Genomic DNA, 15,523 nt, shown 5'->3' with positions numbered 1-15,523 from the left:
TCGGCTATCGGTCGAGAGGGCTACAATTGTGATTCTGAATATGGGCAATAATAGCTGCTTCTCAGACACTGTTTCGCGGATCGCTACTGAGGCATGTGAAGAATTCTACGGTACCCTGCTAGTGACGTAGTATCATCGTTAGTTGAGCATGGTTCGGAAGGTGGAGTTCGAAACAGTTATGCGGCTTCTGCGGTGGATTCTTGACATGGTTCCAGTCCCCCTGTATAAGCCGGAGAACGTCATCGGGGACGAGGTTATCGATGGAATTCGAGATGTCCTCGCTTCTGGTTGGCTGACACTCGGCCCGGAAACGAGATCGTTCGAGGACGAGTTCTCTACTGCACACACCTCCGAGCATGGGATCGCAGTGAACTCGTGTACGTCAGCCCTCTACGCGTGTCTACGAGCCCTTGGTATAGATGAGGGAGATACAGTTGTCGTCCCGGCAATGACCTTCTCGGCTACCGCGAACGTCGTTCGCCTACTCGGTTCCGATGTCGTGCTCTGTGACGTCACCGAGACGGGGAATATGGACCCGAAGAACTTGGCGCGACAGCTCGAGCGGTACGATGTCGCAGCCGTGATTCCGGTTCACCTCTACGGGCTTCCGGCCGACATGCCCGAGATATGTCGGCTTGCCGAAGACCATGGGGCGGCCGTCATCGAAGATTGTGCTCACGCGCCGGGCGCGTCGATCGCTGGCAAGCCGGTCGGATCGTTCGGTGACGCAGGCTGCTACAGTTTCTACGCGACGAAGAACATGACGACTGGTGAGGGTGGCATGGTCGTCACGAGCGATCAGGAACTCGCAGAGGATGTTCGAAACCTCCGGAACCACCATCAGACGAAATCACCGGACGAGAAAGCGGAGAACTGGGGATACGACGTCGACGGCCTCGGCTTCAATTTCCGAATGAGCGAGATACAGGCCGTGATGGGCCGAAGCCAACTCGAACGGCTCCCGGAAATGAATGAGGAACGCCGACGCGTCGCCCAACAGTATATTGAGTCGCTCGACGGAATCTCAGGTCTCGAGTGGGTAGGGGATCGAGACACTATTAACGAACACGTCTTCCATCTATTCGTAATACGAGTGGCTGACGAATACCCGCTCTCTCGTCAACAGTTATACGATCATCTCGCCGAGGACGACATCACGACTGGTGTCCACTATCCACCGATCTCAGAACTGTCCTACTACGACGACATCCGAGGTGACCACGACACTACAGATGGACTTTACGGAAACATTCTCTCCCTTCCGATGTTCCCCGAAATGACCGATACCGAACAGCAAACCGTTATCGAGTCGCTCCGAGAGCCGATCGATGAGTGACAAAGTTGGTCATTTTGTTAGATCGTACCTGCCCCTGACACAGACCTTTATCTATCAATACGTCTCTAATCACGATCGTTACCAGCCGTTCGTCTGTAGCACCTTCAGCGAGAATTTGGGGATGTTTGGGTTTGAACCGCGAGAGACGTTTATGGATCTCTCTCGGTGGAGCCCACAATTTTGGAGAGACGGTATCTTGGCGAAGTTCGACATTCGAGATATTAGCGAAACGTACTACCCTCGCGTTCTCGAACGACGAGATCCGGATATTCTCCACGCACACTTCGGTCCTATCGGAGTCAACCTTGTACCGTACCGAGAGCCTGACCGGAAACTCGTGACTTCGTTTTACGGATACGACGCTTCGAAACTTGTAGAAGAGAACAACGGTATACGAGCCGACTACCGGCGATTATTCGATCGTGGTGATCTCTTTTTGATCGAAGGCCCGGCAATGCAAGAGAAACTTCTCGAACTCGGTTGTCCGGAATCAAAAACGGCGATCCAACGGATCGCGATCGATATGTCTCGAATCTCTCCACAGTATCCGACAGAGAATTCTCCTCTGCGCGTGCTGATGGTCGGGCGATTTACAGAAAAAAAGGGTATCCCGGATGGGATCAAAGCGTTTGCGAAAGCGTGTGGCGGGACGAACGCAGAACTTAGAATTGTCGGTGGTGAAAAAGAGTATACCCGCGATCGGTTGGAACGGATCGCGAACTCAGCAGGGATACGAGACCAAGTAACTTTCACGGGATATCTGGAATACGATGAGTATCTCGCAGAGATTAATCAGTGTAGTCTCCTGCTTGCCCCCAGTAAGCGTGCCGAATCGGGTGATTCGGAGGGGGGTGCTCCGACCGTTCTGATTGAGGCGCAAGCAACTGGAAAGCCCGTTGTCTCGACAACTCATGCGGATATTCCCTATATCGTTGAGGATAACAAAACAGGGGTGCTCACACAGCCAGGTAACATCTCGGAGCTCACGGAGGCACTCAAACGCTGTGTCAGCGATCGCAAGGAGATGATTCGGATGGGGAAGGCTGGCGTTCAGCGAATGAAGGAACGCCATAGTATCACCAATTTGGCTCCAGAACTCGAAGATAAATACGACCAACTTCGCTAATTGTGTTAAGTTAAGAATTAGTTCCAGCAGACGACGATGGCTTGAATTCATTATCCTGTTGTCATCGACCCTGGTTTCTGAAATTGTTGAAATTACCAAATATTTTATTAAATTGTATCAAGATTGGAGCGTGATACTGTGGAGAGCGGCGAAGGCTGTGACCCACGATCTGGTTGGTAGGCGGTGATATCGACGGGAAATCGGTGGTAGAAGTTCCTAGTTCAGTATTTGAAGATCATGAACTATGCTCGGTAAGCGACCGATTTCCCTACGTCTCACGCTCGTACTTACAGTCAAGGAGTTTCAGTACTTCACAAAGCTGGTTATAGTTAGAACGTCTGCTTGCTGCGAATGTGCTTAGCAAACAGCAGCAAGCAGACAGTGAAATCCACGAAGACTAGCTTCTTAACTTTCTCGTCAACGCTCTTGATGAGGAAATTGCTCTCAACCTTGCAAACAACATTGAAATCAACTCCGAGGACATCTACGAGGTCCTCGTCGGCACGACCGCCGACGGGACCTTGGTCTCGACCCTGTGTGGCACCAGTGAAGACTCACCACCTGCGAACACGATTCTCTACCATCTCCGGACGAAATTCAAGCCGTTCTGGCTCGAACGAATCGCTAACACTCCTTCGGCGAAATATCGTCGAACTGCTCCCAACCCTATTACGGTGATGAAGACGACATAGACGGTCTCAATCATTACGAATCCAAACACAGAACAACCGCATTCCACTCCTACGCCACACTCTGCGCACGCGTACGAAAACAAACGGTAAACGCTGAGGTGCGCATCTCGAAGACGGCGACACCGCCAGTAGCGTCCTCACTGAGTTTCTCGGTGTTCTCGACGGCCTTGACCTCAATATCAAGGCCGTTACCTCGACGCAGTTTCTACGACAACAAGTGTCTCACGCTGTTACAGGGGCACAACTACGCCTACGTGATGCCGATCATTCGGTCGGGTGAGGCCATTCAGCAGAAACTCTCGGAAGGGTGGAGTTGAGTCATCCAGCATGACCTGACAGGGAAACTTGACGGTCACAGCTGTACCGTCGAGTTTCCCGTCTACATTGACTGTACGTACCTGAATGGAAAATATGACGACTACGGCGTGGTGTGTCACGGTTACGCAGCTGACGCGACGTTTATCGAGACACCACGCGATGATCTTAATACCACTACTTGAAACCCTTCGGTATCGAATCAAGCTATCGCTTGTCTGAGCAAGCGATAGCGACGACAGCAACGCGAGACGTGACGGTGAGACTGCTGTATGTCGTGGTAAGTCTCCTGTTGTAGAACGTCTGGTGGGATCTGAACTACGAATACGTGGCGACGCCCCGCCGAGACGGGCGTCGCCTCCGGGGGTGGTCGTACAAGGAGTTCGTCAATATGGTTCGGCGAACTGCATGGACGGCCCGATCCACAGCGAGGCCGTCCACGCGAATCGGTCATCTGACGATCGGTTTCCCGGTAATCAGTGACCCAGCAAGCCAGGGAGTGAGTACGCTGTCGCGTCGGTGGCTGGTCGCCGCCGATAGCGACAGCTCCCCCTACTTGTGACGTTGTTTTCTCAGTGATGACATCTCAGCAGGAGAGATTTAGCGACTCAGAACGAGTTAGCTGGCGACGCTTTGTAAAGTACTGAACATTGTTCGTCGAGTGCCCCGGTTCACCCTTGCTCGCTGTGACCCCAGCTCCTGCTGAGAACTGACCAATAATTCTCTACCCAAGAACGAACAATCAATTAAATATATACCCTTCTAAGCAATATTCCAGCTATGCCTATCGTAAGTGTAGTAATTCCCACATACAACAGGTCTGAAACAATTTCCACTGCTATTGATAGTGTTCTTGACCAAAACTTCCAAGACTTTAATATTATCGTTGTAGATGATGGATCTAAGGATAGAACCCAGAGTGTTGTATCACAATACACAGAAGTGGATTTATACTCATTCAATCGGAATAGAGGACAGGCAGCTGCTCGACAAAAAGGGGTAAAAGAAGCTGAAGGAGAGTACATCTCCTTCTTAGATTCAGATGACGAATTATGCCCTAATCACCTATCTAAAGCTGTTGAATACTTAAACGAGACTGACTCAAATTGTGTCGGGGCCTTCACTGCTTTTAAATATGCTGATTCGGGCCGCATTTCTCATGTGCCAGATAACAAAATAACGTTTGATGACGTTAGAAGTGGGCATATTATTGGTGGATACTCACAACACACGTACCGATCAGATGTATTTAATCATATTAAAATCACTCGAGATATTGGAGCAGCTACCGGCTATGATCTCAGTTTACGTTTATTAAAAAAAGGGTATAGTATGATCGGAATTAATGAACCACTAGTGAGGAAATATAACTCTGAAAATAGTATTTCATCAGATCCTGAAAGACTTATTAACGGCCACAAAAAAATTATTGAATTACATGGAAAAGATCTAACGAATAAAGCTATTGCACAACTATACTATTCTGAAGCGCATGCCCTTGTAAATGATAAGAAAATAGACCAAGCAAACCGAAAGTTCAAAGATTCACTTGTTACCTATCCTTGGAATCCCCGATATTTACTGTACTATCTGGCTAGTGCTATGGGCTACCGGGCATTTCAATCAATACAGCGGTTAAAAGAGGTTGTGTGGGATAATATCAGGACATACAACGTATAGGCGGTGTTCAGATAAGGGTTGAAAGGTGAGGCGGTACGCTTTCAAAATAATTCATGCCCGAAAACGACCGCCTCAGGGGCTGTTTAGACAAAATCAACTTAGAATTTGTGGAACGAGAAGCAACACCGAAGCTGTTGATGAAGCTCAGTATTCAGCTCTATTTGCCGGGGCTATCTCTTTCGAATACTGTTTCGTTTCTTGAAGAATTCGGTGTTGATCGAGTTCGATCGACCGTTTACAACTGCATTCACAAAGCCGATCTACAGCCAGAATCGGGCCGAAGCCCGAATCACGTCGCGGTTGACGAGACAGTGATTCAACTCAACAATAAAAAGTATTGGCTGTACGCTGCCGTCAACCCCGAATGGAACGATCTGCTACATACACGGCTTGGACCGACGAGAAACAATGCAATCGCCGATCGGTTTTTGTAGAACTCCGTGACAAACAAGATGTCGACGACGCGATCGTTCTCGTTGATAGCGCAGCACCACTTCAGCGAGCCTGCTACAAATACGGTCTCGATTTCTGATACGAACGACATAGAAATCGGAACAGCGTCGAACGGGTCTTTCGTGAGGTAAAACACAGAACTACCAGCTTTTCAAACTGTTTCAGCAACGCCAACGCAGAAATTGCCGACGAATGGCTCAGATCCTTCGCCTTCGCATGGAATCAGCTTATCTGAACACAAGGGTGTCAAGGTTAGAGCGTGGCATTGTGGAGAGCGGCGAAGGCAGTGAGCCACGATCTGGTGGAGTTGGCGGTGGTATGGAGGGGAAATCGGTGGTAAAAGCGTCTGGTTCGGTATTTGAAGATCCCGAACCATGCTTCGATGAATGACCGATTTCCCCACGTTTCACGCTCGTACTCGCAGTCTAAGCGTTCAAGCGGCCAGTCGTACCACGGGCCGCGGTCGGCCCGCACAAGCGGGCGCCCGCGGCATCGTTCGAGAACGTCTTTCAAAAACAGTAACGCGTCAAGACTTGATCGGCCGGGAGTGACCTCAACGGCAAGTACTTCGAGCATCTCACAATCGACTGCCGCCCAGACGTAATGCTCGTCGCCGTCAATTTCGACTTTCGTCTCATCGACGGCGACTTCTTGGCGATCTCGGCAGTCCGGCTCGAAGAAGTGCTTCAACCAATGAAACCATTGCCTGATCGCCTCGTGCGATCGATCAACGAACGGTTCGATCCGTCGATACGAGAGGCCAACATGGTACAAAAATGCCGCGAGGACACGCCGTTCTGTCGGCGTGTCCTCACGGGAAAATACTTCCTGTTGGCGGGCCTTCTCAACCATGCGGTCGAGCATCCTCAACTCACCAACTTACCCTTGCTCGGCCGCTTCCTTCACGCTAAGGTTGACACCCTTTACGACCAAAAGTATTAAATATTCCTTGGTTTATCTCAAAACATACTATGGTAAATCTCTGTATGAAAACGAGATTGAATTGGAAATGTAATCTATAATTCATGTCTCGATACAATCTGAGTAATTTTAAACGTGCGATTCAAAATCCAGAGCATATTTCTGGAGAATTAAGCCATATTGGAACAAAAATAAATAGCCGCTTCCAAAAAAAATTAGTGTATCGGGATAAAAAAACAGATCCAATCTCCAAAGATTGGGATAATTTAATTATTCTTGATGCCTGTAGGATAGATGCCTATCAGAAAGTTATCGGAGATGATTCTGTAGACTCTCATATTTCAAATTCAACCCATAGCTGGGAGTTTATGAAAAACAACTTTCAAGGAAGGACTCTTCATGATACTATATATATAACTGCAAATCCATTTACAACACGTCTAGACAAATCTATTTTTTTCAAACTTGACTATCTACCTAAGCATAGTTGGAATGAAGAGAAAGGAACGGTTATGCCGGGTGATGTACTTCAAACAACGCTTAACACCCACAAAAATTATCCACACAAGAAATTAATCATTCATTTTATGCAGCCGCACTATCCATTTATTGGAGATATTGGAGATTCTATTGACCATACTGGATATAATAGGGACCAGGATGATGTAGAAGATACAGCTCCGAATATTTGGTGGGTACTTCAGTACGCTTCAAAAAGTCAGGGAGTTACGACACGTGAAGTTTGGGAAGCATATATTCAAAATCTAGAGATAGTCCTCGAATACGCACAAAAAATAGTAGATTCTATTCCGGGAAAGACTGTTTTAACTGCAGATCATGGCACGATGATCGGAGACCGCACGCTACCTGTTCCGGTTAGGGGATATGGTCATGCTCATGGATCTTTTGTGACTCCTGTGGTTAAGGTACCGTGGGATGTTAGAGATTACAATGACAGAAAAATCGTGAGAGCTGACTCACCGATCGATACAGGAGAAAAAATCTCTAAAAATATTAATCAACAACTTGAAAGTCTTGGATACAAGCCATAATCTGCTAACACCTACAGCCATATTTGAGTGGAATATACGCCTACTGTAGGAGATTGTTGCTACTGCTGAGCTGTCGAGTCGAAAAAGACAAGGACACCGCAAAAGCGGTGTCTGACACGAATGATTCCGCTCGATGTGTTTGGGTCGGAATCGGTCGCCGTGAATCTGCTGTAACAGGTTCGCTGGCGTGACGGCGTTTCCTGTCCTCGCTGTCGTTCTGGCCGTTCGGTCAGAAACGGCAGCTACGGACACTCTCAGTGTATCTCTGTAAGGATATCGACCGCAACAGCCCTCCATCAACAATGTGCTACACATGAGCGTTTAACAGAGATATTTATTACTTAGACCGCAACATGACCGACTATCAAGACAGCTAATTTTATTCACCAGTTTACCAACTACTTTGTATGAACAGTCGAAGATGGACACTGCCTTGGAACGACGTGGACTCGTTCAAGCTACTTAGTGGTCGATTTGAAGCTGAACGGCTTCCGGATGACCTCTCTGAACGCCCAGTCCCCGACTTCGGATATAATGTACTTAATCAAAAAGGTTTACTGTACGATCCGATTCTTGATTATGATGAATCACAAGGAGAACGAACTAACATACAGTGGCCAGACGGATTTGATTTTGCCGTCTGTCTCACACATGATCTCGATCACGTCACACGCTATTCACTGACACAAACATACCGGAGAGTTAAACAGAAAGCCAGCGCTCACTCACGTGCTCGCTCTATCTCTGAAGAATCCCTTGTTGGCAGTAACGCGAGTGATTTGTTGAGATCGATTGCTATTGAAGGCCGATCGGTGCTCCAGACTATCCAGCACACAGGTACCGACCCGTACCACTCACTTGATCAGTGGTTGGACGCTGAACGTACTATAGGTGCGAAATCCACCTTTTTTATTCTCCCGACACCGCTACCTCCATACCACAGTACTGACCCCGAATATCGATTTTCAGACTCCATCTTATTTGAAGGCAGAAAACAAACTGTTGCGAAAACAATCAGACAGATCGATAATCTTGGGTGGGAGATCGGACTCCATCCGACATGGTATTCATTCGATGACGTAGATAAATTACAACAGGAAAAATCTGAACTTGAGGATATAGTCGGTAGTGAAGTCGAAAGTGTCAGGTCCCACTGCTTACATTATGATATCCGCCAGACGCCTCGCGTTCAAGAGGCTGTAGGTTTCAAATATGATTCAACACTTGGTTTTAACCGAAACATCGGCTTCCGATTCGGCACTTCGTATCCCTGGAAACTCTACGATCTTCAAAGTAACAACTCGACCAATATTGTTGAGATTCCACTCCACGTTCAGGATACGGCTTTATTCCGACCGAAGGGATTGGATTTGGCTCCAGATGACGCTATTAAATATGTGAAAGAATTGACTAATCGAGTGAGAAATGTTGGCGGTGTGTTGACTCTCTCTTGGCATCCAAGCAAAATCGATAAGAACGGCTGGTTAGATTCATACCGTCAGATCCTATCGTTCCTAAATGATCAGAACGCGTGGATTACCACAGTCGCTGAGATTGGTGAACACTGTAGGCAGAGAGCCAAACTAACCCTGGAGTAAATGAGATGCTTGACCAGCAAGGACGGAAGCGGCTACCTTCGGCAGATTCCGGCATAGTGTGCTTTGTTGAATCAGATGATGGTGTGGGGATCACTGTTTGAGACCCTGTTCAAGCTTGTAGACTGCGGCGATCAACATGAGTTCACGGAGATCACGGTACCACGCGCGAGGGTGGACAGTAGGGCCGACTTGACGCTTGATGGCCGAAAAGGTAGTCTCGGCAATCCAGTGTTGGCCGTAAATTCGCTGTCCAATCGTGCGTTGTGTGCGTGAGTGTAGAACAGCGAACAGTCGGCGACGAAGCAAGAGCCAGACGCCCTCTGAACGGAGGGCGTCCCGGAGAGACAGGTCGTCATAGCCTCTATCACTGGCTATATTCTCAATCTTCTCGGTATTTCGAAGGACAACTCGACGACCAGTTTGCGTATCGTGAGGCCAGTGTGCCGAGAAGTGAATATCGAGGATAGCACACAAGTCTACGAGAACTGTCGTTTTCAGCGTGCGTATGTGGCGATCTGAGTGGTGTTGATAGTGTTTCGATGCCGTTTCTCGGTCGAAGAACGTGGTGTCGATAGCTCCGTACGATCCCGGATCGCAGATCTCTGTAAACTCCTGAAGGAATCCGTACCATATCGACATGGGCACCCGCTCGAACGACCGGTACAGCGTTGAGGGTACGAAATGCCATCCGCGACAGGTGTAACAACCACGAACTCGATCTATCTCACTCGCCCAATCAACGATCTCGCGGTACATCGCGTCCATATGAATCCGCAAAAAGTAGAGCATGACATGCTTCCAGCCGGGAAACCCGTTCCAGCCGAATCACTCACCGACGTTGGATTGGCGGTACAACGCTTTTGAGCCAGCGACGCAGCTTGCTTAACGAAGCGGAAGAGTAGGGTTAGTCACATCCGGCTCTTCTGCTTCGCTTCCACCTTTACAGCGACGCTACCTCGCCACTTTTGCAGATTCAACACTTATGAAAGCCTGATAGCCCAATAAACCACGTCTGCGATACTATATTTTTCGCCGGGATCTGCCCGATCTTGTCCACGGAGAGAAAACCGCAAGCAGTCACGGCGATAGCTCAGCAACCAGCCGGCAGGCGGTCAGAACGTGAGGGCGTTAGCTGTAGCTCATGCCCGCTGCGACCCGCCGATAAGGGCCGCCGGCTCGATGGCCCTCTGGCACTCACCTCTGGTGGATCGTACACTTCAACCTGATCAAGCATATGGAAAATTGACACGAGCAGTTTCTGCGCCGTTGCGACGATCGTTATCTGGTGGTTCTTCCGCTGTTTCAATCGAGTGTAGAAGCGTCCAAGATACGGATCGTTACACCGATAAACCGCTGTTTGGACGCATTGGACGGGGATCTAGCGTAAGTCTCCACTTCCTCGTTTCGAGGTCGATCCGTCAGTCTGCAAGTCACCTGACTCGCGGACGACCGGATCCAATCCCGTGTAACTCACCACCTGGTTCGCCTCGTCGAATCGGTCGATCTCACCAATCTCCGAGGTGATCAGCAACGACGAGTAGAAACTCACGCCCGGAATCGTCATCAACAGCTGCGTCGCCTCCAGAGACGCAGCGGTCTCTTCGATCAGCATTTCGAGTTCCTCGATCTGAGCGGTGAGCTCGTCGATAATCGAGAGGAACGACTCCATCAGCTGATCGCCGACCACACTGAGCGAGAAATCCTCGTTGGCGAGGATTTCTCGTCCGTTCACGCTGAACGGATCCCAGTCGTAGGTGATCCGTGTTTGTCAAGCAAGGCGTGGACTTCGTTTTTGAAGTCCGTACGCTTTTCGACCAATCGCTTCCGGCCGCGCACGAGTGCGCGGTGCTCCCGCAGTTCTTCGGACGGAACGTAACTTTCAGCGATCATGCCGGCTCGGCGAAGTTGCGCAAGCAACTTCGCGTCGAGCCGGTCGTTTTTTACCTCAGCATAGCCGATTGCCTTGGTCTGGCCCGGATCTGCGAGAACCACGTTGAGGTGTTCGTCGAGGGTGTCGCAGACCGTATAGTAGTTGCTGGTTGCTTCGAGCGCAGCTTTGGCTCCGGCGTATTCTTCGGCGACTTCGTCGAGATTCGCGTTTGTGACGCGAATCTCTTCGACGACCCCAGTATCGTCGTCCAAAACAGCGACGTGCGACTCATCTTTATGAAGGTCGATTCCGAGGTAGTATATGGTTCCTCAGGAGTGGGAAGTTCGTGAAGGAAGCCACACCCATTCGGGCTCGCCGCCTGGATGCTGTCGGCATCCGGGCGGCCTCCCATGATGTGCGTCCTTGGCAGTAGGCCAATCAGAGCCACGCGTTCTGAGACGTTGTTGAATCATCGGCCTTTGACCACACCCCAGTACCTCTTCACGCACGCTGGGGACTTAGCAGGCTCTCATCCCATCAGAGCAATTTTATCCAATTTCCTCTACTGGTAATGGATCATCTTCTCTTATCTTACTTCATGCTCTTAGAATTTAGCAATCTTTTACTTTATCGAGTTTTAATTTGACCTCAGGCTATCTGTATATGGGGATGAACGCTACGAAGTCAATTAATGAATCTAATTTGAATCTTGGAACGGTAACAAATACCTTAATTTCATTTGAATTTCTGTTTGTATTATTTTTATTTTCTGGTGTTGTGAAAGAATTATATGGTGTTAATATCCTGCTTGACACCACATTTGTGTTAATGATTTTGGTTTCACTTTCTATGACATACCTCATATACAGACGAAGTGAAGTAACACATATCCAAATTGTGTGTGTGATTTTATTGGTTCTGTTTCTGGCATATACCTTTATGACAGGTCTATTTATAAATGGCGAGAACTATTTTATGAGAAAAATGATAGGTACGTCCACTACTATCTTGGCCTTTTTTTCTAGTGTATTTGTTATCGCAACAAGGCCTGTACGAGTAAGGAAGTTGATCCAATCCTTATATCTATTTTCTATTATATCTGGAATAGTTGCTATTCTCAAGTTAGTATTCCTTAGTGCCGGTAGCCTACAAGAGCTAGTTCAATATCAACTGATGACCTTACTCCTTGGAATTGGATTCATTTTATCTTTTCATTATACACTCATGAATAGGAAAAAAATAAAGAAGGCTCTCATTTATTCGTTCTTGACTATGTTCTTTATTCTCATGCTGTCATCATCTGGAGGTCGGGGTCCTTTTATTTCATCAATCATAGCAAATGTTCTATTACTTATTACGGTATTTATCTCAAATAAAACCAATATAAAAAAGTTGGTCCAAATAATTGTATCATTCTTTTCAATCATTTTGACTAGTGGATTCATTTTCTCATATCTTGGGGTGGTTCCTAGAACTATTGAACGGATATTAATTACAATTGACTCACCTCTCGAAAGTAGACTAATGTACTATCCTACTGCGATTCGCTCCATAATAAATAATCCTCTGTTCGGCATTGGATTTGGTGGATGGCCTTCTGTATGGGATCAAGTACATGATCATCCTCACAATCTTCTTTTAGAAGTAACAACTGAATTGGGACTTGCTGGGTTATTCTTATTCACACTCGTTATAGTATATCCGTTATCATATTTTAGGCCAGTAATTGATATACAAAATAGTAAAAAAACAATTATTATTCTTCTACTAGTGTACTTATTTATTTGGCGTATGGTATCGGGAGATCTTACTTCAGATAGGTTCTTATTCACATTTATAGGTCTACTAATCTATCCGAGTATAAGACACTGTCAAGCCGATAATATCAAATTAAATTTGTTTGGATAGTGGACTACTCGTTAATTTAGATTATACTCAAGCAAGAACTGGCCACTGAGATACTTGTGACGAGAATATTGAGAGCGTGACGGCGACGCCTGTCGGTCTTTTTCGGTCCGACTCCACGCGACCGGTTTTCACTCAGGGAAACTAAGAGATCTTTCGCCTATTCGGCGTTAAACGGCCTCATCAAGCAGCTTTTTAGTGAGTACATTGAGTTATTAATAGCATGATTGAACAAGTCATACATCATTGTAATCATCAACAGCTGCATCAATCACTCAACTATTGAACGCCAGCTAAGGAGGTGCTAAACCAGGCAATTCCAATCGCATCAGTTATTCATTTGCTGAATATGTACTTATATTATGGATAGCCTCCACCTAACGACCGCTCACACACCGATAGACACTCGAATCTTCGATAAGCAGGCCACTAGTTTAGCTGACGCCGGATTCAGCGTCGGGATCGTCGCACATGATACTCCGGACAGAAGGCAGAACAGTGTCCAGTTTATTGACCTGGGTTCAACTCTGAGTCGGGTTGATCGGTGGCGTAATATTCCAGAGGTGGCTCGAATCGCGAAACAGCTTGATGTATCAGTCTATCACTTCCACGATCCAGAATTGATCCCAGTCGGACTCTACCTCGCAGCGACAACTAACAGTGCTGTAGTGTATGACGTCCATGAGGACTTCGGACACAAGGCTGCCGGAAGGGAATGGATCCCGGATCCGGTGACACTGCCGATTGCATACACAATCCCACGAGTCGAACGGCTCGCTGCGACCCGATTCGATGCAATCGTATCCGCAACCGATCGACTCGGAAGAAAATTTATGCAATCGAACGATCGTGTCGTCACGTTACACAATTATCCACGTATCGACGGGCTATCGTCAAAGATGGACACGAAGGAACGACAGGCCGATCACGTTCTCTGTTACATCGGTGGGTTGAGCGAACTCCGAGGCATTCATCGTTCCCTTGATCTCCTAAACATGCTCCGGGAGCGCGGCCTTGAAGTCGAGTTGTGGGCACTCGGAACGTGGCGTACTGATGCGGACAAACGTCGAGCTGAACGGTTCATCCGTGATCATGATCTCGAATTTCACGTCGAATTCCCTGGATACGTCGACTACGAAGAAATGTTCCGGTATTTGTACAGTGCTGATATCGGACTCTCGCTTTTAGACACAGCTGAGTTCGAAACCGCGATCCCGACAAAACAGTTCGAGTACCTGTACGCCGGACTTCCTACTCTGACTACTCCTCTAGATGCGGCGATCCGGTTTCTCCCCGATCGGTTCCGACACGTCGTTCCTCAAGACGATACTGAGGCTGCGGCTGACGCGGTCGAAAACGCTCTTCAACGAGACTACGATATCGCTAACATGCGCTCTCTTATTGAGAAAAAATATAGCTGGGAAGTTGAAGCAAAGAAACTCATCGCACTCTACGAAGAGTTATGTCGATAGATCATCCAGCACCTCAACGATCTTTTCCGCCGCGGTCCCATCCGCGTAAGGCTTCACATCTGATGGAGATCGTGGCGGATCAGCAAGTACATCCCCGATCGTGGTCGAATTCGCACCTACGAGGATATTTCCACCGGCCTCAACCATTTCCGGCCACTCAGTCTCCTCACGCAGTGTAACGCGAGGGACACCAAGGAAGAACACCTCTTTCTGGATCCCTTGCGAGTAAGTGACGATGATCTTCGCACCCGCCTGGAGCGTGACGAAATCCAAATATCCGACCGGATCAACGAGCGTCAATTCCATCTCGGTCGTCTCAACCAGAAGTAGTATTCCAACTGATCGATCGTCCGTGGGTGAGCTGGGAAAACTACCTCTTGAGGATCGGCCGCGAGACTCATCAGGATCGTTTCGAGCTGCTCTCGATCATCCGTATTACGAGGCCGGTGAACCGTCGCGAAGAGATACTCCTCGCCCAAGATTCTTATGAATCGTTGAGCGAGCCAGCGCTTCGTCACGTTCCCACAGCACCGAATCGTACATGACGTCGCCGACGTTGTGTACCCCTTCGGCCTCGAGGTTGTCGATCGCTCGTTCGCTCGGCGCAAACAGGGGATCAGAGGTATGACCCGTCAAGACTCAATTGATCTCCTCCGGCATCTCTCGATTGAAGCTTCGCAGTCCCGCTTCCACGTTTGTCAGATCGACGTCGACTTCGACGCGACCCTCGCGGCCGCGAGCGTCGAATTCGTGTCTCCGTAGCACAGCGGTACGTCAGGAGCGTACTCGTCGACGAACTGCTCCAGCTTGATCATCATCTGAGCCGTTTGAGCGGCGTGACTCTCGGACCCGATTCCGGGATCCCCAGTTCGTCGAAGAACATGTTGGACAGTTTCTCGTCGTAGTGTTGACTGGTGTGAACGAGGACTTCGTCGTGTTCGACTCATAGCTCTCTGGAGACCACGAACGCTTCGATGAACCGTGGTCGAGCGCTGACTACCGTGAGGACATCTATACTGCGTTTCGGTATCCAGAGAATCCAGGTATACCATTCGATACGGTCGTTTCTCTTTCGGCGACTCCGTCACTCGATCCCAAGAAGG

General features: G+C 48.4%; 9 protein-coding genes and 5 pseudogenes. 10 read left to right on the top strand and 4 right to left on the bottom strand.

From position 1 onward, the window contains the following. Positions 1-205: 205 nt before the first annotated feature. The 5 genes and pseudogenes from OKW78_RS06410 to OKW78_RS06390 all read left to right on the top strand — a co-directional run bounded on the left by OKW78_RS06410 (position 206) and on the right by OKW78_RS06390 (position 5,837). Positions 206-1,336 (top strand): DegT/DnrJ/EryC1/StrS aminotransferase family protein, encoded by a 1,131-nt coding sequence (locus OKW78_RS06410; protein ID WP_281194376.1) that lies wholly within the window; start codon positions 206-208, stop codon positions 1,334-1,336. Beyond that, the gene (locus OKW78_RS06405) at positions 1,329-2,462 is read left to right on the top strand and encodes a glycosyltransferase (protein ID WP_281194374.1); all 1,134 of its coding nucleotides are present in this window, start codon (positions 1,329-1,331) and stop codon (positions 2,460-2,462) included. The genes OKW78_RS06410 and OKW78_RS06405 overlap by 8 nt, the downstream gene beginning before the upstream one ends. 353 nt (positions 2,463-2,815) lie before the next feature. Then, positions 2,816-3,952 (top strand): annotated as a pseudogene (locus OKW78_RS06400) (ISH3 family transposase). 297 nt (positions 3,953-4,249) lie between these two features. Next, positions 4,250-5,149 carry a glycosyltransferase family 2 protein gene (locus OKW78_RS06395; protein ID WP_281194373.1) on the top strand — a complete coding sequence of 300 codons (900 nt, stop codon included), beginning with the start codon at positions 4,250-4,252 and terminating at the stop codon, positions 5,147-5,149. 53 nt (positions 5,150-5,202) lie between these two features. Next, positions 5,203-5,837 (top strand): annotated as a pseudogene (locus tag OKW78_RS06390) (IS6 family transposase). Positions 5,838-5,854: 17 nt separating this feature from the next. On the opposite strand, the gene OKW78_RS06385 reads toward OKW78_RS06390, so the two are convergent. Further along, positions 5,855-6,466 carry a DDE-type integrase/transposase/recombinase gene (locus OKW78_RS06385; protein ID WP_281194372.1) on the bottom strand — a complete coding sequence of 204 codons (612 nt, stop codon included), beginning with the start codon at positions 6,464-6,466 and terminating at the stop codon, positions 5,855-5,857. 161 nt (positions 6,467-6,627) lie between these two features. On the opposite strand from OKW78_RS06385, the gene OKW78_RS06380 reads away from it, so the two are divergent. The 3 genes and pseudogenes from OKW78_RS06380 (at position 6,628) to OKW78_RS06370 (ending at position 9,173) form a co-directional block, all read left to right on the top strand. Continuing rightward, on the top strand, positions 6,628-7,575 hold the full coding sequence (locus OKW78_RS06380) for a hypothetical protein (RefSeq protein WP_281194371.1): 948 nt from the start codon (positions 6,628-6,630) through the stop codon (positions 7,573-7,575). 120 nt (positions 7,576-7,695) lie between these two features. Further along, positions 7,696-7,859: pseudogene (locus tag OKW78_RS06375) on the top strand (transposase); the annotation flags it as partial. Between the two features lie 159 nt (positions 7,860-8,018). Then, positions 8,019-9,173, top strand: a complete 1,155-nt coding sequence (locus tag OKW78_RS06370; protein WP_281194370.1) for a polysaccharide deacetylase family protein — start codon at positions 8,019-8,021, stop codon at positions 9,171-9,173. A gap of 90 nt (positions 9,174-9,263) precedes the next feature. Here the strand turns inward: OKW78_RS06370 and OKW78_RS16990 are convergent, their stop codons facing one another. Then, on the bottom strand, positions 9,264-9,812 hold the full coding sequence (locus OKW78_RS16990; protein ID WP_369335033.1) for a transposase: 549 nt from the start codon (positions 9,810-9,812) through the stop codon (positions 9,264-9,266). A 550-nt stretch (positions 9,813-10,362) separates the two neighbouring features. Next, positions 10,363-11,366, bottom strand: a pseudogene (locus OKW78_RS06365) (IS110 family transposase); the annotation flags it as partial. A gap of 340 nt (positions 11,367-11,706) precedes the next feature. On the opposite strand from OKW78_RS06365, the gene OKW78_RS16985 reads away from it, so the two are divergent. Together OKW78_RS16985 and OKW78_RS06360 are read left to right on the top strand one after the other, a co-directional pair. Continuing rightward, on the top strand, positions 11,707-12,951 hold the full coding sequence (locus OKW78_RS16985) for an O-antigen ligase family protein (RefSeq protein ID WP_369335030.1): 1,245 nt from the start codon (positions 11,707-11,709) through the stop codon (positions 12,949-12,951). A gap of 359 nt (positions 12,952-13,310) precedes the next feature. Then, the gene (locus OKW78_RS06360; RefSeq protein ID WP_281194369.1) at positions 13,311-14,420 is read left to right on the top strand and encodes a glycosyltransferase family 4 protein; all 1,110 of its coding nucleotides are present in this window, start codon (positions 13,311-13,313) and stop codon (positions 14,418-14,420) included. On the opposite strand, the pseudogene wecB reads toward OKW78_RS06360, so the two are convergent. Continuing rightward, positions 14,409-15,435: pseudogene (gene wecB, locus OKW78_RS16980) on the bottom strand (non-hydrolyzing UDP-N-acetylglucosamine 2-epimerase). The gene OKW78_RS06360 and the pseudogene wecB overlap by 12 nt on opposite strands. Between the last annotated feature and the right edge of the window lie 88 nt (positions 15,436-15,523).

Source organism: Halorubrum sp. F4, assembly GCF_027257195.1.
Classification (GTDB): Archaea; Halobacteriota; Halobacteria; order Halobacteriales; family Haloferacaceae; genus Halorubrum.
This window is presented reverse-complemented; position numbering and strand designations above follow the sequence as displayed.